The sequence below is a fragment of the Streptomyces sp. 11x1 genome, from assembly GCF_032598905.1.
Lineage (GTDB): Bacteria > Actinomycetota > Actinomycetes > Streptomycetales > Streptomycetaceae > Streptomyces.
Map to the genome: position 1 here is coordinate 9348698 of NZ_CP122458.1, position 19385 is coordinate 9368082.

At 70.1% G+C, this 19385-nt stretch carries 13 protein-coding genes and 3 pseudogenes; 9 read left to right on the forward strand and 7 right to left on the reverse strand.

Annotation, left to right across the window (positions count from 1 at the left end; all coding sequences use genetic code 11):
* Positions 1 to 4: 4 nt before the first annotated feature.
* A pseudogene (locus tag P8T65_RS41175) lies at positions 5 to 490 on the reverse strand (pectate lyase); the annotation flags it as partial.
* A gap of 447 nt (positions 491 to 937) precedes the next feature.
* On the opposite strand from P8T65_RS41175, the gene P8T65_RS41180 reads away from it, so the two are divergent.
* From P8T65_RS41180 to P8T65_RS41200, 5 genes are all read left to right on the forward strand, one after another.
* On the forward strand, positions 938 to 1945 hold the full coding sequence (locus tag P8T65_RS41180) for a substrate-binding domain-containing protein (RefSeq protein ID WP_316730519.1): 1008 nt from the start codon (positions 938 to 940) through the stop codon (positions 1943 to 1945).
* Positions 1946 to 2184: 239 nt separating this feature from the next.
* Entirely contained in the window at positions 2185 to 4611 is a 2427-nt protein-coding gene (locus P8T65_RS41185; RefSeq protein ID WP_316730520.1) for a nitrate- and nitrite sensing domain-containing protein, read from the forward strand.
* A gap of 48 nt (positions 4612 to 4659) precedes the next feature.
* Entirely contained in the window at positions 4660 to 5088 is a 429-nt protein-coding gene (locus P8T65_RS41190; protein ID WP_020114533.1) for a roadblock/LC7 domain-containing protein, read from the forward strand.
* 1 nt (position 5089) lies between these two features.
* Complete coding sequence (locus P8T65_RS41195) at positions 5090 to 5446, forward strand: DUF742 domain-containing protein (RefSeq protein WP_230224600.1); 357 nt, start codon at positions 5090 to 5092, stop codon at positions 5444 to 5446.
* Positions 5433 to 6014 carry an ATP/GTP-binding protein gene (locus tag P8T65_RS41200; protein WP_184896929.1) on the forward strand — a complete coding sequence of 194 codons (582 nt, stop codon included), beginning with the start codon at positions 5433 to 5435 and terminating at the stop codon, positions 6012 to 6014. Before P8T65_RS41195 ends, P8T65_RS41200 begins: the two co-directional genes overlap by 14 nt.
* A 383-nt stretch (positions 6015 to 6397) precedes the next feature.
* Here the strand turns inward: P8T65_RS41200 and P8T65_RS41205 are convergent, their stop codons facing one another.
* From P8T65_RS41205 to P8T65_RS41215, 3 genes and pseudogenes are all read right to left on the reverse strand, one after another.
* The gene (locus P8T65_RS41205; protein ID WP_230224601.1) at positions 6398 to 7003 is read right to left on the reverse strand and encodes a TetR/AcrR family transcriptional regulator; all 606 of its coding nucleotides are present in this window, start codon (positions 7001 to 7003) and stop codon (positions 6398 to 6400) included.
* Between the two features lie 31 nt (positions 7004 to 7034).
* A complete protein-coding gene (locus P8T65_RS41210) occupies positions 7035 to 9095 on the reverse strand; it encodes a discoidin domain-containing protein (protein ID WP_316730527.1) in 2061 nt (686 codons plus the stop codon).
* Between the two features lie 355 nt (positions 9096 to 9450).
* Positions 9451 to 9651, reverse strand: a pseudogene (locus P8T65_RS41215) (substrate-binding domain-containing protein); the annotation flags it as partial.
* Positions 9652 to 9936: 285 nt separating this feature from the next.
* Here P8T65_RS41215 and P8T65_RS41220 point away from each other — a divergent pair.
* A complete protein-coding gene (locus tag P8T65_RS41220) occupies positions 9937 to 11610 on the forward strand; it encodes a cellulase family glycosylhydrolase (protein WP_316730529.1) in 1674 nt (557 codons plus the stop codon).
* On the opposite strand, the gene P8T65_RS41225 is transcribed toward P8T65_RS41220, so the two are convergent.
* On the reverse strand, positions 11603 to 11731 hold the full coding sequence (locus P8T65_RS41225) for a hypothetical protein (RefSeq protein ID WP_316730531.1): 129 nt from the start codon (positions 11729 to 11731) through the stop codon (positions 11603 to 11605). The genes P8T65_RS41220 and P8T65_RS41225 overlap by 8 nt on opposite strands.
* Before the next feature lies 1 nt (position 11732).
* A complete protein-coding gene (locus tag P8T65_RS41230) occupies positions 11733 to 14915 on the reverse strand; it encodes a glycoside hydrolase (protein ID WP_316730532.1) in 3183 nt (1060 codons plus the stop codon).
* Between the two features lie 141 nt (positions 14916 to 15056).
* Here P8T65_RS41230 and P8T65_RS41235 point away from each other — a divergent pair.
* The 3 genes and pseudogenes from P8T65_RS41235 to P8T65_RS41245 all read left to right on the forward strand — a co-directional run.
* Positions 15057 to 15241: pseudogene (locus P8T65_RS41235) on the forward strand (hypothetical protein); the annotation flags it as partial.
* Positions 15242 to 15352: 111 nt separating this feature from the next.
* On the forward strand, positions 15353 to 17083 hold the full coding sequence (locus P8T65_RS41240) for a hypothetical protein (protein WP_316730533.1): 1731 nt from the start codon (positions 15353 to 15355) through the stop codon (positions 17081 to 17083).
* A 190-nt stretch (positions 17084 to 17273) separates the two neighbouring features.
* Positions 17274 to 18578, forward strand: a complete 1305-nt coding sequence (locus P8T65_RS41245; RefSeq protein WP_316730534.1) for a hypothetical protein — start codon at positions 17274 to 17276, stop codon at positions 18576 to 18578.
* A gap of 90 nt (positions 18579 to 18668) precedes the next feature.
* Here the strand turns inward: P8T65_RS41245 and P8T65_RS41250 are convergent, their stop codons facing one another.
* Positions 18669 to 19313, reverse strand: a complete 645-nt coding sequence (locus P8T65_RS41250) for a cutinase family protein (protein WP_316730535.1) — start codon at positions 19311 to 19313, stop codon at positions 18669 to 18671.
* Between the last annotated feature and the right edge of the window lie 72 nt (positions 19314 to 19385).

The window sequence follows — 19385 nt, forward strand, 5'->3', positions numbered from 1 at the left end:
CCTGGTCGGCGGCCTTGTCGAGGGTGTAGGTGTAGTACGTCTTCGGGTCGAAGGCCGTGCCGCCGCTCTCGTTGCGCCCCGAGGCGCCGGAGAAGACGTTGCCGCGCCGGACCAGGGCGGCCGTCGCGTCCTTGGTGACGGGGTTCCGCATGCCCTGGAAGTAGCTGTTCTCCCGGACCATCTTCGTGTTGCCGCGCGCGTTGTTGCCGTACGAGGAGGCGATCTCCGTGCCGGAGACGTCCTCCGGGAAGCTGTTGTGCAGGTGCGCGTGCGCGTGCGCGACGTTGTCGGTGGAGGGGTTGCGCTGTTCTGTCTCGCGGAACCAGTCGTGGTGGATCGTCAGGTCGGTGGTGGTGTCGGTGGTCCAACCGATGCCGAAGGTCTTGTTGTTCTGGCTCAGCTTGTTCCAGGAGACCGTGACGTAGGTGGTGTCCTCGCGGCTGTCGATCAGACCGTCCGCCATGTGCCGCAGATCGTTGTGGTCGATCCAGGCCACGAGCGCCGTCTTCCTTCTGCGGTGGCGGGGCTTGCCGTGGTTGTCGCTCACGCGTCGCTTCCGTTCCGTGTGGGGGGCGTCAGCCGAGCAGTCGCCGCCGCACAGGACGAGGTTGCCGTCGGGCGGCGCGAATTCCGTTCGGAGGAACGGAACTTCCGACCGGAGGCGACCGTGGCCGAGAATCGACCCTCGGGTCGAGAAGGGAACGGTGCAATCCGCTCGGGTCGCGACCGTGCCGGCCGTTGACACGTGTGCGCAGGTCAGGGCGGGGCTGTCACAGCAATACATCGATTTCGTTGTTCACTTGACTACCGGGCGTCACACGCGATTGGCTCCGCCCAGCGAAAGTCGGCCAGTCATCGCACGTCATCGCGGTGATGACGGCTCTTCAGCTCTCCACAGACGTCCCACCCCGGTCGCACAGCGAGGTGCCGCGCCCCCATGAACCCACCCCCCGCACCCCACAGAATCCGCACGGCGTTCCGTGCCACGGCGCTCGCCGCCGCCGTCTGTCTGACCGTCGCCGGCTGCTCGGTGCTCGGCGGCTCGCAGGCGGATTCGGACACGGGCGCGTCGGGACCCTCGGGCGGGATGAAGATCGCGCTGATCACGCACAGCGCCGAAGGGGACGCTTTCTGGGACCTGGTCCGCAACGGCGCGGAGGTCGCGGCGGCCAAGGACGGTGTCGAGCTGACCTTCGTCAGCGACCCCGACCCCGCCGGCCAGGCCAAGCTGGTGCGGGACGCGATCGCCGACAAGGTCGACGGCATCGCGGTGACCCTCGCCAAGCCGGCGGCGATGCGCGGCGCGGTCGCCGAGGCCCGCGCCGCCGGGATACCCGTGGTGGGCCTCAACTCCGGTATCGACGCCTGGCAGGCACAGGGGCTGCTGGCCTTCTACGGCCAGGACGAGAGTGTCGCCGGCCGGGCCCTCGGCAACGAACTCGACGCCCGCGCCGCCAAGCACGCGCTGTGCGTCATCCACGAGCGCGGCAACGTCGCCGTGGAGGCCCGCTGTGCAGGTGTGCGCAAGACCTTCGCCGGGCAGACCGAGAACCTCTACGTCGACGGCACCGACATGGACTCGGTGACCGACTCCATCGCCGCGAGGCTCCGTCAGGACCCCACGATCGACGAGGTCGTGACCCTCGGCGCACAGTTCGCGCTCGCCGCCGTGGACTCCGTGGACGATGCCGGCAGCAAGGCCGAGGTCGCCACCTTCGACCTCAACAAGGACCTGGTCGAGGCGGTCAAGGACGGCGACGTCCAGTTCGCGGTGGACCAGCAGCCCTACCTCCAGGGCTATCTCGCCGTCGACGGACTCTGGCTCTACCGGACCAACGGCAACACCAGTGGCGGCGGGGTCGAGCCCGTGCTCACCGGCCCGGCGTTCGTCACCAAGAAGAACATCGCGGGCATCGCCGAGTTCGCGGCGAACGGCACCCGTTGACACCGGCAAACGGAACCTACCGTTCGGACACGACCGTGGCCCGGAATCCAAGCATCCGGAACGGTCGTGTAACGGCGACCCCAAACTTACGGCCACCCCTGCGACGTGCGTTCACTTGTGCGGATAACATCCTGCGCATCCCCAGTGCGCCGTACTGACAGGTGTCCGCCCACCACTACGGGACCCTGTCGCCCCGCCCCCGATCCCTTCCGCTCCCCGCCAACCGCCCAAGGACGACGATGCCCCCACGGACCGGCGCCCGGCGCCGTCTCGGCTCCATACGTCTCTCGCTGATCCTCCTGGCTCTGATCCCCAGCGTCACACTGGCCGTGAGCTGGGGTGTGACGACGACCCAGATGTTCTCGGAGGGCCTGCGGCTGCGGACGCAGACCGGACTGAGCAAGTCGACCGGCGCGATGGGCACCGACGCGGCCCTCGCCCTGCAACGCGAGCGCGCCCTGTCGGCCGCCTACATGGGGGCCCGGGGCAGCTCCATGGCCGCCTTGGAACGGCAGCGCCGGGAGACCGACCGGGCGGTCGCCAAACTCGACCGTCGCGCCGGCGAGATCGAGGACGCCCCCGCCCGCATCGGCGATCAGCTGTACGCGGTCATGGGCGCCTCGAACAGCCTGGAGTACTACCGGGACCAGGTGGACAACCCCACCGACATCACGCCCGAGCAGATCCTGGACCACTACAGCTCGATCATCGACGGCCAGATCCACGCCTTCCAGGCGCTCTCCCAGGTCGACGACGGAGACCTCACCTCGCAGGCCGGTCCGCTCGTCACCCTCGCGCAGGCCGCGGAGCTGGTCTCCCAGGAGGACGCGATCCTCACCCTCAACTGGCCCTCGGGCCAGTTCGACGAGCCGACCCGGGAGCGCTTCGCCCAGGTCGTCAGCGCCCGCCGCTGGCTCGTCGACAACCAGCTCGTGCCCTCGCTGGACGGCGAGGTGAAGATCTACGTCGAGAGGATCGTCCAGGGCCGGGACTGGCAGCGGCTCCAGGCCATCGAGGACCAGGTTCTCGGGGCCCGCCCCACGGGTACCGGGGCCGCGCGGAAGACCGAACTGCCGGACGCCCAGGCCGGCTGGAACGCCTCGATGGCGAAGCTGTCCGCCCAGTACGAGGAGTTGATCCGCAGCCAGACGCAGGCGCTGCTGGACCGCAGCGGCGAGGAGGCCCGCGGGCTGCTGATCACGGCCGGTTCGCTCAGCGCCGGCGGGCTCGGCGCGCTGCTGCTGTGCGTCGTGATGTCCTGGCGCATCACCCGCTCCCTGTCCCGGCGGCTCACCGGCCTGCGCACGGCCACCCTGAGCCTCGCCGAGCACCGGCTGCCCGACGTCGTCGCCCGCCTCGACCGGGGCGAGAAGGTCGACGTGGACGAGGCCGCGGCGCCGCTCGACTACGGCACCGACGAACTCGGCCAGGTCGCCAAGGCGTTCAACGCCGCCCAGCGCACCGCCGTGCACACCGCCGTGGAACTCGCCGATACCCGGCGCGGCTTCCAACGCGTCATCCTCGGCATCGCACGGCAGAGCCAGAACCTGGTCAACCTCCAGCTCACCAAGCTCGACAAGCTGGAGCGCCAGCACCAGGACCCGGAGATCCTCAAGGGCCTGTACGAACTGGACTCCACCGCGAGCCAGTTGCGCCGCTACGAGGAGAACCTGGTCATCATCAGCGGCGAGCGCCCCGGCCGCAGCTGGACCGAACCGGTCGCGCTGATCGACATCCTGCGCAGCGCCGTCGGCGAGGTCGCCCAGTACCAGCGGGTGGAGGTGCACACCGACGACGAGGTGTGGATCGCCCCGCCCGCCGTGGCCGACGTCATCCACCTTCTCGCCGAACTCATCGACAACGCCACCTCCTACTCGCCCGCGCCCAGCCCGGTGGGCGTCCGCGCCGCGATCGTCGCCAAGGGCCTCGCCCTAGAGGTGGAGGACCGGGGGCTCGGCATGTCCGAGGAGGACTACGCGGCGTTCAACGCCCAGCTGGCGGTGCCCCCGCAGTTCGACGTCGTCGCGCTCGCCGACGACCTCCGGCTCGGCATGTTCGTCATCGCCCGGCTCGCCAACCGGCACGGCATCACCGTCACCCTGCGCGCCTCGCCGTACGGCGGCACCACCGCGATCGTGCTGATCCCGGACGAGATCGTGGTGCGCGAGGCCCCCGCCCCCGACGAGGACGGCGCCGACCCGGTCGAACCGCCGTCCCGTGCCTCGCTGGTGGCGGCCCGCGTCTCCGCCGCCACGGCGGAGCCCCGTCCCGAATCCGTACGGCAGGACACCGACGGTACGCCGGAGGAACGATCCGCCACGCACGCGCGGGCCGCCGACACCGTCGAGGAGGCGAACGGGACACGACCGGCCCCCACGGGCAAGCCGCGGGCGGACAAGCCCCGGGCCGGGAAGAAGGGCGGCCTGATGCCGTTGCCCCGCCGGATACCGCAGACCAGTCTGGCGGCGGAGCTGAAGGAGGAGGCGGGGCCCTGCCCCGACGACGACGCCGACGACTTCACCGCCGAGCGGGCCGCCTCCTCGCTCGCCGGGTTCCAGCGCGGAACGCTCCAGGCACGTGACGACGAGACGGAACCGGATCTTCCAGCAGGGGAGGACAGCGCATCCGAAGACCCAGGAGACCGAGTCCCCGCCTCCGGCACCTGACGTCCTCACGACTCCCTCCCCGCAGACCGCTCATTGAAGGACACACAGATGACACGCCCCATTCCCGCCACCCACAGCCAGCTCGACCAGCTGCTCACCGGACTGGTGGACCGGGTCGCCGAGGTCGACCACGCCGTCGTGCTCTCCGAGGACGGACTGGTCGTCAGCAAGTCCACCGCGTTCCTGCGCGACGACGCCGAACGGCTGGCGGCGACCGCGTCCGGCCTGATGAGCCTCAGCAAGGGCGTCAGCATGGACTTTCGCGGCGGCCCCGTCCGCCAGTTGCTCATCGAGATGGGCAACGCCTTCCTGATCCTCACCAACGCCGGACCCGGCGCCAACCTCGCCGTGCTGACCCGGCAGGGCGCCGACGTCGGCGTGGTCGCGTACCAGATGAACATGCTGGTGAAGAAGATCGGCGAGCACCTCAGCGCGGCCCCGCGCGCCGGTGTCGTCGCGGCCGACAGCGGCGAGTGAGGTGAACGGAGGCGACGCGGCGGGCCGGCTGGTTCGCCCGTTCACCCTGACGGGCGGCCGGACCCGGCCCGCCCGTGGCGACTTCACCCTCATCACCATGGTGACGGCCGTGGACCCGCAGCCGGCCGGGGGCACCCGGCCGCAGCCGGAGCACGCGCGGATCGTCAAGCTGTGCGCGAAGCCGATCGTGGTGGCGGAGCTGGCCAGCAAGCTCGACCTCCCGGTCAGTGTGGTCGCCATCATGCTCTGCGACCTGCTGGAGGCGGGCCGGATCAGCGTCCGCCAGCCACGCCTGATCGCCCGCGCCCCCGACCTGGACCTGCTGAAGAAAGTGAGGGACGGCCTTGGCCGGCTCTGACCCCACCGCACAGGGCACCGCCGCACCCGACACGGTGAAGATCCTCATCGCCGGCGGCTTCGGCGTCGGAAAGACGACCATGGTCGGGTCGGTCAGCGAGATCGTCCCGCTGCGCACCGAGGAACCCCTCACCACCGCCGGGCTCGGGGTCGACGACCTCGACGGCATCCCCGAGAAGAACGCCACCACGGTGGCCCTCGACTTCGGCCGGATCAGCATCGGCCAGGACCTGGTGCTCTATCTGTTCGGCACGCCCGGCCAGCAGCGGTTCTGGTTCATGTGGAACGACCTCGCGATCGGTGCCCTCGGCGCGGTCGTCCTCATCGACGTACGCCGCCCCGAGTCCAGCTTCGCCGCGATCGACTTCTTCGAACGCCGCAAGATCCCCTTCGTCGTCGGCGTCAACGGCTTCTACGGCGAGCACCCCTACGAGCCCGACGACATCCGCGAGTCCCTGGCCCTTCCCGAGAACACCCCGGTCCTCCTCTTCGACGCCCGCGAACGCACCTCGTGCCGCGACGTCCTGATCGCCCTCCTGGACCGACTGATCGCGGCGTCGGCCCGCTGAGCGGTGGGCACGGGCGCCCCGGACGGGCCATGGAGGAGCGCAGGAGTGCTCCTACTAGGCCCTGTCGTCGCATTCCCGCCTGCCCCGCGACGCCATGCACGCGCTCTCGACGCACCGGGCACCGACCCGAGTACGTCCGGTACGCGGGTCAGTGCCCGGCACGCCGAGAGCACGCTCCCCCGGTCTCGGCTCCGCTCGACCGGGAGGTACCCCCACGACGCCGCGGGGCCGCCCTTCGGGCGACGACGGGAATGTGACGACAGGGCCTAGAAGCGTCCTGAAGATCTTGAAAATGCGCCCGGCTTGCCCTACTTGATGGCGATTGACATTTACCGGCAATCCAGGGTGAGTCGGGCGGCCAGAGCAAGATCTTCAGCGGTCTCCTAGGGACGGACCTCCTCGCGCACCATCCCGGCCACGTGCTCGGTGATGGTGTCGAGGATGTCCGTCCACGCCGCGTCGTCGCCGAGGACCAGGAAGTTCAGGGTGAGGCCGTCGGTCATGGCGGCGAGGTAACGGGCCAGGACCGGTACGGGCACGGTCAGTTCGAAGCCCATCGACCTGCGCAACTGTTCGATGAGGTCGGCGTAGGTGACCTGGTACATCTCGTACTGGCGCCGGGCCAGGTGTTCGAAGCCGGGCTCGCGCAGGGCGTACTGGGTGAGTTCGTAGGTCAGCATGTGCTCGCCCGGGTGGGCGGAGACATGGTCCCAGTAGGCCTGGAAACCGGCCCGGACGGTCTCCCTGAGGGTGTCCCGGGGCCGGATCGCCTCCCGTACGAGGGTGACGTAGTGCCCGGTGATGGTGGTGATCACGGACTCGATCAGTTCCTGCTTCGACTCGAAGCAGTAGTGGAAGACGCTCAGTGACACGCCCGCCTCGGCCGCGATGGACCGGGTCGTCGTCCTGGGGACGCCGTCCCGGGTCATCGCGCGGATCGCGGCCTCGGTGAGCTGTCTGCGCCGCTCGGCCGACGGCAGGCGTGCCATGTGCGTTCCTCATCTCCCCCGTGGTCCGCGATCAGCCGCTGTAGACGCCTACCTCGTAGAGGGAGTAGCCCCAGTCGGTGCCGCGGTCGGTCCCGAGCATTCGAACATATCTGGCCGGCACGGCGGTGAACCCGGCCGTGTCCAGACCGCCGTCGCCGGAGGTCGTGGACCATACGGTCTTCCAGGTCGAGCCGTCGGTGGAGACCTCGATCCGGTATGCCTTGCCGTAGGCCCGCTCCCAGTCCAGCGTGACCTTCTTGATCACGCGCGAGGAGCCGAGGTCGAGCTGCAGCCACTGGCTGTCGCTCCAGTCGCTCGCCCAGCGGGTGGAGCCGTCGCCGTCCACCGCCCGGCCGGGCTGGTAGCTGGTGAAGGGGTTCGACTCGGACGAACTGGCCGTCGCCGACGCACCCTTGGCGAGGTTCACGCCCGCCCGGTGGGCCTCGGAGGCACCCCAGGTGCCCAGGTAGGACTCGGCGCCCTTGAAGAGGTCGTCCACCACGCCCTGGCCGCCGACGAGCCGGATGTCCTCGATCCAGTCCGGGACCATGCCCACATGGGCGGCACCGTCGGTGTTGTAGTTCCAGGTGCGCTGACCCGTGGTCTGCCTGTCGATCGTCGAGCCGCCGTCGACGCTCCTGAAGGGGTACGTCACCGGGTTGGAGGTGTTCGCGCCGCGCGGGGCGGGGTGGTCACCGATGCCGTTGAAGTCCGTACCGAAGCCGTAGCCCACGTCGTACTTGGCCCGCAGCGCGTCGGTGCGCTTCGCCTCCTCGCTGAACTCCGCCGACCCGTGCATGTACTGGGCGACGAAACCGCCGAGGGAGTAGACCCGCTCCGTCCAGTTCAGGTCCATCCAGCTGTGCGAGGACAGCACGCCCGGGTAGGACGCGGCCTCGAACATGTCCAGAACCTGGCCGGTGGCCTTGACGCTCATGTGGTCGATCTCGAGCATCATCTTGCGCTTCATCATGCCCTGCACGGCGTACTCACCGAGATCGGTCAGCCCCCGTACGTTGCACTGCGCGTTCTCGTCGTACTCCGGCACCTCGGTGCCCGCCGGCAGGTCCTCCTCGGCCTCCGTCGACGCCCCACCGATGGGGTTGTCCTTCTGCGGGCCCTTGCACTTCTCCGTCTGCCAGAAGGTGCCCGTCGACAGGAACTGGCCGACGTTGATCGCCGTACCGAGACCGTGCTCGTCGAAGCGGACGCCGCACAGCGCGTTGTCGAACTTGTGGCACAGGAACATGCTGCGCACACCCAGGTCGTACAGCTCGTCGAGGCCCTTGTCGATGTCCTCCTTGCTGCACTGCGGGATGTCGAGGATCTGCTTGCAGCCGAACGGCTCGGAGGTCTCCACGCCCAGGACGACGGCGAGCTTGCCCTGCTTGATCACCTCACGGGCCTGCGCGCTGTCGGTGACGATCCGGAACCAGCCCTTGCCGGTGCCGCCGTACTGCGCGTCGATGTACGCCTGGAGGTCGTACGTCAGCTTCGCCTGGAGCCGGATCGAGGTCATCTCGTCGCAGCTGCGGTCCTTGAACGGGTAGACCGAGCAGATCATCCCGTTGGTGACCAGGTCGTTGACCAGCACCCGCTGGCCGCCGCGCCAGGCGCGCTCGATCCAGGCGTAGTAGTTGGCCTGGTGGGTCATCGAGTCGTACGCCGGCCAGTCCTTGAACGTCGGGTAGCCGACCGGGTCGTGCTTGCCGTCGCCGCCGTGGGTGATGTAGTCGAAGATCGCGAGGGAGCCGTCAGGGTAGTGCTCGGGACAGTCCTTCAGCGCGTCCGCGATACCGGACGTCGAGAACACCTTGCCGCAGATGAGCCGGCCGCCGAACGCCTCGTTGGAGAACAGGTGGTTGTGCGCGTCGACGAACCCGCGCACGTCCCCCGCCGCATCGGTGCCCTTGAACGGCTCGCCCGTCACGTTGATCTGGGAGTCGGGCGACGGCCGTGAGGTGGGCAGCCACCATTCGGCGGTGGCGGCCGAACTCGACGACGGGCTGAGCAGCATGCCCATCGTGGTCAGGAACAGCGCCAGCACCATGAGGGGTCTGCGGCTGCGATGGGCGCGTGGAGTCCTGGTCATACTCACGTCCTCGGTCGGGGGTGCGCGGTCGATCGGCCAGACCGTTCCGGGACACGGTGAACATTCACGACGCCTCAGGCCTGCCCGGGCGCGTTTGTCATGGCTGGCACAAGCGATGTGACGAGAATCGCCACTGCGGTGATCCGAGTCAATAGTCCGGGACGGTTGACCTGGAGGCGCCCTCGGCCCTACGAGGGGGTGGCGCTTCGTCGAATTCCCGTGTGGGGGCGGGGGATTGCCGGGCGGGGCGGCGGAGTGCCGTGCGGCGGTGCAGGAGTTCCCCTGCGGAGTCGGGGGCCGTCCGAGGTGGTCGCTGACCTTTGCCCTGGGCGACGGGCGTCCTCGCTCGGGAAGGCGGGCGTACCGACTGCCGGATCACCAGCTGCGTGCTCAGCACCACGTGGTCGTCGCCGCCCGGGCGCTCCTCGTGCTTCAGCGCCAACCGGACCGCCGTGAGCCCCGGATCCTCGTACGGCACCCGGACCGTGGTCAGTGTGGGGGAGGGGTCGGCGGCGAACGGGATGTCGTTGAAGCCGATCAGGGGGACGTCGCCGGGGCGTCGAGCCGGCGTGTACTGCTCTGCCGAGACCTCTCTGTCGGGGCCGTCGATCAGTGCGACGCTTCGCTGGACGGCGCCGCACGTCCGCCGCGGCGCCGTCACGACAGCGGGACCGTGGAGCCCCTGTGCCACAGTCCGCGCGCGATGACTTGACGTGTACGCGTTCAAATGGGTGTATGGGAGCGCTCCCATGAACCCATGGCCCCCCCCGCCACCCTCCACCGCCCCACCCACACACCCGCCGTCCGACACTCTCGGCGCTCACCCCCACCTGGAGCCGCAGTGAGACCGACAAGCAGCACCCAGCGCAGGAATCCCCTCGGCAGCCTCCTGGCCGGGCTCGCGAGCCTGGTCGCGCTCACCCTCCTCGGCGTCCTCGCCCCGGCCGTCGCCCTGGCACAGCCGGCCCCCGGCGTCCGGGCCACCGGCCTGCACATCAGCGAGGGCCGGCTGCTGGAGGCAGGCGGCAACGACTTCGTGATGCGCGGCGTCAACCACGCCCACACCTGGTACCCGAACGAGACGCAGTCGTTGGCCGACGTCAAGGCGCTGGGCGCCAACACCGTCCGCGTCGTCCTCTCCGACGGGCACCGCTGGACGAAGAACAGCCCGGCCGACGTGGCGAACGTCGTCGCCCAGTGCAAGGCCAACCGCCTCATCTGCGTCCTGGAGGTGCACGACACCACCGGATACGGCGAGGAGGCCGCCGCCGGCACGCTCGACCACGCTGCCGACTACTGGATCGGCCTCAAGGGCGTCCTCGCCGGCGAGGAGGACTACGTCATCGTCAACATCGGCAACGAGCCCTGGGGCAACACCAACCCCGAGGGCTGGACCGCCCCCACCAAGGCCGCCGTGCAGAAGCTGCGGGCCGCCGGCTTCCAGCACACGATCATGGTGGACGCGCCGAACTGGGGCCAGGACTGGCAGGGCGTCATGCGCGCCAACGCGCAGTCCGTGTACGACGCCGACACCACCGGCAACCTGATCTTCTCCATCCACATGTACAGCGTCTTCGACACGGCCGCCGAGATCACCGACTACCTGGGCGCCTTCGTGAACGCCGGACTGCCCCTGCTCATCGGTGAGTTCGGCGGACCCGCCGACCAGTGGGGCGACCCCGACGAGGACACCATGATGGCCGCCGCCGAGCAGCTCGACCTCGGCTATCTGGCCTGGTCCTGGAGCGGCAACACCGATCCGATCCTCGACCTGTCGATCGGCTTCGACCCGACGCGGCTCAGCGCCTGGGGCCGGCGCATCTTCAACGGCGCCAACGGCATCGCGCAGACGGCGAAGGAGGCCACGGTCTTCGGCGGCGGCACCCCCGGTGACACCCAGCCGCCGAGCACCCCCGGCACCCCGGCCGCCTCGGCGGTGACGGCGACCTCCGCCACGCTCTCCTGGACCGCCGCCACCGACAACGTCGGCGTCACCGGCTACGACATCGTCCGGGTGAGCGGCTCCACCGAGACGAAGCTCGCGGCCTCCACCACCAACTCCGTCACCCTCACCGGCCTCACCGCCGACACGGCGTACACCTTCGCCGTCTACGCCCGGGACGCCGCCGGGAACCGGTCGGCGCGCTCGGCGACCGTGAACGTCACCACGGACGAGGGCGGCAACACCCCCGCCGGGAACTGCTCCGTGACCTACCGGGCCACCAACGAGTGGCCGGGCGGCTTCCAGGGCGAGATCGTCATCCGCAACACGGGCGCCACCGCCGTCAGCGGCTGGACCCTGGCCTTCGCCTTCGCCGACGGGCAGAAGATCACCAACATGTGGGGCGGGACCGCCGCACAGAGCGGGGGTGCGGTGAGCGTGAGGCCCGCCTCCTACACCTCCACCGTCCCGGCCGCGGGATCCGTGACGGTCGGGTTCACCGGGAGCAAGGGCACGACCAACACCGCGCCGACGGCCTTCACGCTCAACGGGGCGAGCTGCGCGATCAGTTGACCTCGCCCGGGTCGGGTGACCGTGCTTGCGAGGCGCCGGTTCCTGCCAGGTGGCCGTCCCTCGCGAGGTGACCGGCGGGGGCCTGCTCGCGGCCCCCGCCGGTCACGTCGGCGCCGGTCACGTCAGCGCCGTACGAGCGTGATCCGGTAGGTCCGGGTCCGTGAGCCGTCCTCGCTCTTCACCGTGACGACGGCGGTCGTCCGGCCGACGCGGTCCACCGTGACGGTCGCGTACGGATCGCGCGGCGTCGCGGTGACCTTCGCCCGGGCCGGGTCGTCGGCGGCCACCCGGTAGGCGGTGGTGTCGGGGTCGAAGGCCCCGATCGGCCGGCCGTCGACCTCGACGGCGGTGGCGGCGGGGTCCGAGGAGACGCCGGGGCTCTTGGCCAACACCTCGATCTCACCCATGGTGATGTAGCCGCCCTGACGCGCGGTCATGACCACGCGCACACCGGTCACCGGGCCCGCGTCGAGCGGGACGTCGATCACCGGGGTGCCCTCGGTGCCGACCGCGACGGGGTCGCCCGCGTCGGTCCACGGCCCGTTCTCCGCGGCCTGGACCTGCACCGTCAGCCTCTCCGGGAAGGAGACATTGGTCCCGTCCCGGTGGAAGTGTGCGACGACCCGGGTGAGGTCGCGGGCCTTCGGGAGGCCGAAGGTGATGGTGTCGGACGGATTCTTGGTGCCCGACCGCCAGTTGGACCAGGCCTTCTCCGCAGTGGTGCCGTTGCGCAGCCGCTCGGCGGAGTAGCCGCTCTCGGTGTAGGTGGCGCCCACGGAGACCTTCGGGTCGGTCGCGATGTTGCTCTGCGTCGCCTCGGTGACCTGGACGCGTACGGTGGCGTCGGCGGTGGTGCCGCCGACGACCTCGGCGCTGCCCGTCAAGGTCACCACCCCCGCCTCGTCGAACGCCCCCTCGGGTACCGCGTCCCAGCGCACCGGGAGGGTGGTCCGGCCGCCGTGCCGGCCGACGCCGACGACCGTGGACGGCAGCTCCGGGACGCCGCCCGCGTACGTCTTGGCGCGGCCGGGCAGGGTCGAGGCGATCGTGTCGACGGTGACGAGGACCTTCGCGGGGTGCGTCCTGCCGAGGGCGTCGGTCGCCTCACCCGTCACCCGCACCGTCCCGGGCTTGCGCCACTTCCGGTCCGACGGCAGTTCCCACACGACGGGCAGGCTGCCGCGGGCGCCGTCCCGGTACACCGGGGACACCGTCTCCGGCAGCTTCGGCCGCAGCCCGGGGACGGTGAACGCCTCGGCCCGTTCGGTGCGCAGCACGGTCTCGTCGGTCACCGTCCAGCGCTGGTTGGCGGCGGAGGTCGGGGTGTACGTCGACACCTTGGCGCCGTCGGCCGAGGACTGCCCGGTGACGTCGACGAGGCGGCCGGTGGCGGCGTTCACGAAGGTCCAACTGCCGTCGCCCGTGGTCGACATGATCCACTGGGCGGCCGCGGGGACCTCGCCGTCGGCCGGGTCCTCCAGAACGGCCTGGTTGTCACGGACCGCGAGCTGCCCGCCGGTGCCGGCGTTGGTGAGGGCGTACCGCTCGCGGTTGTCGCGGCCGGGGGTCAACTTCTCCACCGACCACAGCTGCCGGGCGCTCGCGGCGTCGGTGGTGCGGATGACGACGCCGGTGCCGTCCTCCGACGGGGTCAGCGACTTGCCGCTCTGTGCGCCCTGGAGCCGGTACACGTGGTCGGGCTGGACGAGGGCGGCGTCCTTCGCCACCCCGCTGACGCCGTCGACGAGGAAGGTGGTGACGGACTTGGCCGGCACGTCGAGGGTGGCGGCACGGTCCTTCACCCGGACCGGTGTGCCCTCGACGAGGGCCCCGTCGGCGCTCGTCACGACGGGGGTGACGGTGGCGCGGGAGGAGACCTTGCCGAAGCGCGAGAGGTCCAGGGTCACCGAGCGCCCGGTCGTGCCGCTGTTGACGTGGACCACGGAGGCCGCGCGGCCGGACTTCCTGACGGCGGCGACGCTGGAGGGGTCGTCGACCTTCACGAAGCGGTCGCCGGGACGGATGTGGTGGGTGAAGTTGCGAATGGTGTGGAACTTGGAGTTGGCCCGGACCGGGCAGGTCTCCAGGGTGTCCGTGGCCGTGCAGTTGAACGGCACATGGATGCTGCCCCAGTTCTTGCCGGCGGCGGCCTGCGGGATCGAGTCCTCGATCGGCTGCCAGAACACCCAGGCGGAGGGCTCCAGTTCCCGCATGTCGTCGACCATGCGGGTCGCGATCCCGAGCCCCGGTTCCATGCTCGTGAAGTCGGTGCCGGTGCCCCAGGTGCCCTCGACCTCGCTCATCCAGAGCTTCTTGTCGGCGCCCTTGGCGATGTCACGGGCGCTGGTGCGCATGCCGGTGCCGTAGGTGTGCACGTTCAGCTGGAGGACCGCCGCCCGCGCGGAGGCGTCGTACGCGTTCCAGTTCTGGGTGAAGATCGTGGGGTTGGTCTCGTCCATCGCCGAGATCTCGGCGTCGGTCGCCGCTGCCTGGAGCGCCTTGTCGAGCGCGAGGACGACCTTCTGCTGGAGCGCGGGGCCGGCGTGCGCGCCCTCCTGGCGGCCTCCGGTGGGTTGGCCGTTCGCGCCGATCTGGGTGCCCCAGTAGTTGGTGTTGGGCTCGTTCAGCGGCGCGATGGTGTCGAAGTCGATGCCGTGCCGCTTCTCCAACTCCTCGGTGACGCGCACCAGATACGTGGCGAACTCGTCGACGCGGTCGGCCCGGATCTGGTCCGTGTTCGCGTCGAAGCCGCCGGAGACATAGCCGCTGACGGTCTGGAACCAGGGCGGCGAGTTGCTGAACGCCTCCCAGGTGTCGACCTTGTCCTTGATCTGGTCGACCCACCAGCGCTGGCCCGAGTCGGCGTCCCAGTCCCAGTGGTCGGGGTTGTTCGGGTCCCACCACTCCATGTCCTGACGGGTGGTGCCCTCGGGGGCCTTCCAGAAACCGTCCATGGTCGCGCCGGCCTTCATGTAGTCCTTGCGGACGTCCGGGGCGTTGCCGCCGCCGATGTTGTAGCGCGCGATGGTGAGACCGAGGCCGTCCTCGCCGAACAGCATGTCGACGAGCCGTCTTCGGACGGGTTCCGGGTAGTTCCCCGTGGCGTTGGCGAACCAGACGAGGCTGGTGCCCCAGCCCTCGAACTCCTGCTGCCGGTACGACGGGTCGATCCGCACGGTGACCGCGCTCGACGTCACCGGGGCCGACGTGTCCGCGCTCGCCGGGGGCGCGGACACGAGGCTCGCGCCGAGGACCAGGGGGGCCGTGGCTGCCAGGGCCCGGGCGATGCGATGTCGTGGGGTCACGACACTCCTTCCACAACACAGAGGCGAACGCGATCTCGTTGGCATGCCCAAAACACGTGCTTGGCATTCAGGAAACTGAAAGCGCTTTCTAGCCCTTGTGTGCACGGATTCACGCGAATTCGCCTGACCCGGAACGTCCCCAGCGGCACCTGGACCGGCACGCGGGCCGCCGCCCTGGTCCGGCAGTACGACGGGGCGAACGCGAAGTCTCCACCGGGGTCGGCCATTTCTGGCCGTACGGGCTCAACTGCGACAACGAGTTCTCCGGCACGGCGGCCGACCGGCACGTCCGGATCGTCTCCGCGATGGTCAGCGACGGGCTCTGACTCCCGTGACGGCAGCGGCGGTTGGTGCCCGGTGACAAAGGCACGGACGGTGGCTGCGTTGTTGTGAGCACGGGGCGGTCGGGCCGCGCTCGCGGTCCTACCGTCCCCAGCATGAACACGACTCACAGCAGAGGAAAGACCTCACGACCACTGCGCAGCGCCGCGCTGGCGGTGCTGCTGACCGTCGGGGCGGTCACCGGCGCCGCCCCGGACGCCCGGGGCGAGAGCGCGCGCACCGAGACGGCCGTCGCGTCGACGAGCCCCGTCGACGACGTGACCGAGACCCTGGTCCGGGTGCGGGCACCCCTGCCGGCGTCCTTCGGAGCGCGGCCGGCGGCGTGCGACTGGCTGTCGTACCTGCGCTACCGATCCGCCGACGGGCCCGCGGCCTCGGCGGACGCGGACCGGATCCTCGTCGCCCAGCCGGGCATCCTGGAAGGCGCCGGAGCCTTCGACAGCGTCGCCCGCAACACCGTCGCCCGCGCCGCCGCACGGGGCCGGCACATCGAGTTCTGGGCCCTGGACCGACGCTCCAACTGCCTGGAGGACCGCACCGGCGTCGCCTCCGGCGACCAGCACACGGCCGTCGACTACTACTACCGGGACAAGCGGGTCGACGGCCGCACCTTCGACGGCTACGTCGGCAACGCCGACCTGGGCTGGACGGCGAAGCTCGGGATCGAGCGGACCGTCCGCGACCAGTACGACCTGCTCACCGCCGAACTGCCCGACCAGCGGGTGCGCGAGGAGAAGGTGCTGTGCGGCGGGCACTCGCTCGGCGGAGTCATCACCGGGTACTTCGCGACCGCCGACTTCGACGGCGACCGGACCACCACGGCCGACGCCGGGCACCGCCAGTGCGCCGGCTACTTCGCGCTCGACACCACCGTCTCCACCTCGCTCGCCGACCTCAGCGGCAGCATCCCCGACGACACCAACCTGCCCGACATCGGCCTCGGCTACGGCGCCGTGCAGGCCGGGCTCGACAGCGGAATCCTCTCCCGCACGCTGTCCGCGCCGGTGCTCCTCAACCCCGAGATGATGACCCTGCTGGCCATCGCCGGCCTCGGCGCGCTGCAGGACCTGGACGGAGAGGCCACCCTGCCCCGGTACCTGCCCCTCAACACCAACATCGAGGTCACCAACCGCTTCCTGTTCTCCGAGGACACCGCCACCTTCCTCTCCGGCTCACCGGCGGTGCGGGACTTCCGGCTCACCAACGAGGCGATCCTCGGCGCGCTGATGGACGACCACTCCGTACCGCTGGCGTTCCTCCAGAGCAGCGTGGGCTTCTTCGACGGCGGGCCGATCGCCGACAAGAACTTCCCCGTCGCCAACGGGAGTTCCGCTGAACCGGCGCTGTTCGGCAGCGAGTACAAAGCCATCCCCGACCGGCCGGGCGGCCCCCTCTACACCTGGCGCGACTACGACCGGGTCGGCGACCCCGACGACCCCGGGTACCGGTCGGCCGACGGCACCCCGTTCACCGACGCGGGCAAGGAGGTCACCGACATCCAGGAGTTGGCCCGCAGCATGGCACAGCAACCGCTGGACTTCACCGAGCAGTACTTCCCCACCAAGCTCGTCACCGACCTCCAACTCGCCACCTCGCCCCAGGTGAAGCGCCTCGTCGTCCACCCGGACGGCCTCACCGCCGACCCGACGCTCACCGTCCTCGCGGGCGACGGCCTGCTCGCGGGCCGCGTCCCGGCCGACCTCGACCCCGTCGTCGCCGACGGCTACCAGCACCTCGACGTGCTCACCGCGGCACCTGTCCAGAACAACGGCCGCTCCGAGCCCGTCTCCACCAGCCTGACGGAGTTCGCGAGGAACCCCGCGTAGTCCCCCGTGTTCCAGCGGGCAGGATGCCGTCACGGACAGGTCCTGCCCGCTTGCCGTCTTTGACCTCCATACCCTCGCCGTCTTCGACGTCGAGTCCGATCCGCCGTCTTCCCCGCAACAACTCCCCTGCGCATGACCCACTACGTCATGATTCTGGGGCTACGAGCATGTTGGAAGGCAAGGGGAGACGATGACCGACGACCGCAAGACGACCGTGCCCGTGTGGACGCTGGCGACCGCTGACGTCCGGGTGCCGGGGTTGACCGCGGGCGAGTCGATGACGGCCGAGCGGCTGGCTGAACTGCGCGGAGTGCTGGCCGTCCTGGCCGACGAGCCGATCGTCACTCTCGAGGTGCATCCGCTGCCCGACAAGATCGACCGCGGCCGTGGCATCCCGCTCGACGCCGCGAGCCCCTTGGCGCAGCACCTCTCGCAGTTCATCACCCAATCGGCGCGTAGCTCCCTCACGGCGGCCAGGGCGACCACTTCCGGCGAGAACCTGTACCGCATGGTGGTCCCGGCGAAGGTCGCCGCCCAGTTCGGGCGGGGCCTCGTTCGTTCGATGCCCTCCAAGGCGGCGGCCGGTGGTATCCACGGCGCACTGATGAACGCCAAGGGCATCGCCGCCAATGCGACGTTCGTACCGGTCGGAGGAGCTGCGGCGGCCGGCACGGCCGGCGGGGCCGGTGCGACCGCCGGTGCCGTGGCCGCCGGTGGCACGGCGCTCACCGTGGCCGCTCCGCTCGTGCTCATGGCTGTGGCGGTGGGGGTGAGCGCGCACGCCGACCAGAAGCGTCAGCAGGCCATCGGCCGCATCACGGAACTGCTGGAGCAGCTTCAGCAGGACAAGCTCGACGACGAGCACAGTGCGCTCAACGGCTGCCGTGCCGCCATCGACAAGGCCACGGCCATCCTGCTCGACCAGGGCAGGCTCGGTGTCTCGCTGGGACTCGACTCGGCGGTGCACACCATCGACACGGCGCTGAGCAAAGCCGACCTCCGTCTGTCCCGATGGCGGAGTGCGCTCGACAGGCTGCCCGAGGGTGAGGCCGTCGAACTCGGCACGCTGACCGGGTCGTTCCCCGGCGTCGAGGACCAGGGCGGCGCGTTCCGCACCCACCTCGAACTCGCCTCCCTGGCGATCGCGCTGATGCGGCGGGTCGTGGTCCTCCAGGCCGTCGAGCACGCCCAGGGCGAACCCGGCAATCCTTTCGAGAACTTCACCCGTGCGCTCAAGCACGATCAGCAGCGCCTCGACGAGTTGGAGTCGGGCATCGCCGGTGTCCTGGTACGCCTGTCGGCACTGGAACTGGGCCGACCGAAGAAGCGACCGGTCTTCACGACAGGTGACGTCGATCGCCTCATGAGTGCCGCCCACCGCATTCATCAGCTGGGCGACGGCGTCACGCTCAACAGCCGCACGACGGACATGGCGATCGACATCGCCCGCGACAAGGACGGCTCGGTGCTCGTGTTCCCCGTGCTGGCCGCGTAGGCGCGAGCGCGCCGCCGTGTGGAAGGCCCAGGAGGATTCACTCCTCTTGGGCCTTCGCTCCGGCTGTGACCGTCGGCTGTGGCGGGGGCCTCAGACCTTCGTCGCGGCGAAGGCTGCCGCCGCGTCGGCGTTCGCGGAGTAGCCGAGGTGGGCGCCCACGTCACCGCCGCCGTTCTCGCACACGGGGTCTCCGGTCGCGCAGAAGTCGATGGTGCGGCTCTGGTAGGTGCCGGTGACGCTCTTGCCGATGGCCCGGATCGGGTTGCCGAACAGCAGGACCGCCGAGACCCTCGGTTCGAGCGCGGCGGGGATGGTGGCCACGATGGGGCTGCCGACGACCGCGCCCGCGCTGCTGATGCCGATGGAATTGTCGACGACGTTCGCGCCCTGCGAATAGCCGACCAGGATGAAACGCTGGCTCGGGCAGGACGCAGCCTGGCTCCTGACGTGGTTCACCAGATCCGTGTTGCCCTGCGCGGCCGATGTGAGAGAAAGGTCCGCGGGGTAGTTCACCTTGTAGCTGGACAAAGATTTTCCGGTGATTTTCTTCTTCAGCGCGGAATACACGGGGTCGCCGACGATGAAGCCGAGCGTGCCCGGCTCGAAGGTGCCGCGAGCGGCGACGACGTCGATGTCCGTGCAGGCCGCGGCGGCGGTGGCGGCGGGTGCCGAGGCGGTGGCCAGTCCGGCCCCGCCGACCAGCGAGAGTGCGGCGAGACACAAGCGGATACGCATGGGGATCCTTTGAGGGTGGGGCGCGTGGAGCGCCTGCGGAAAGGACTTCCCGAAGTTATTCGCTGGGTCGGG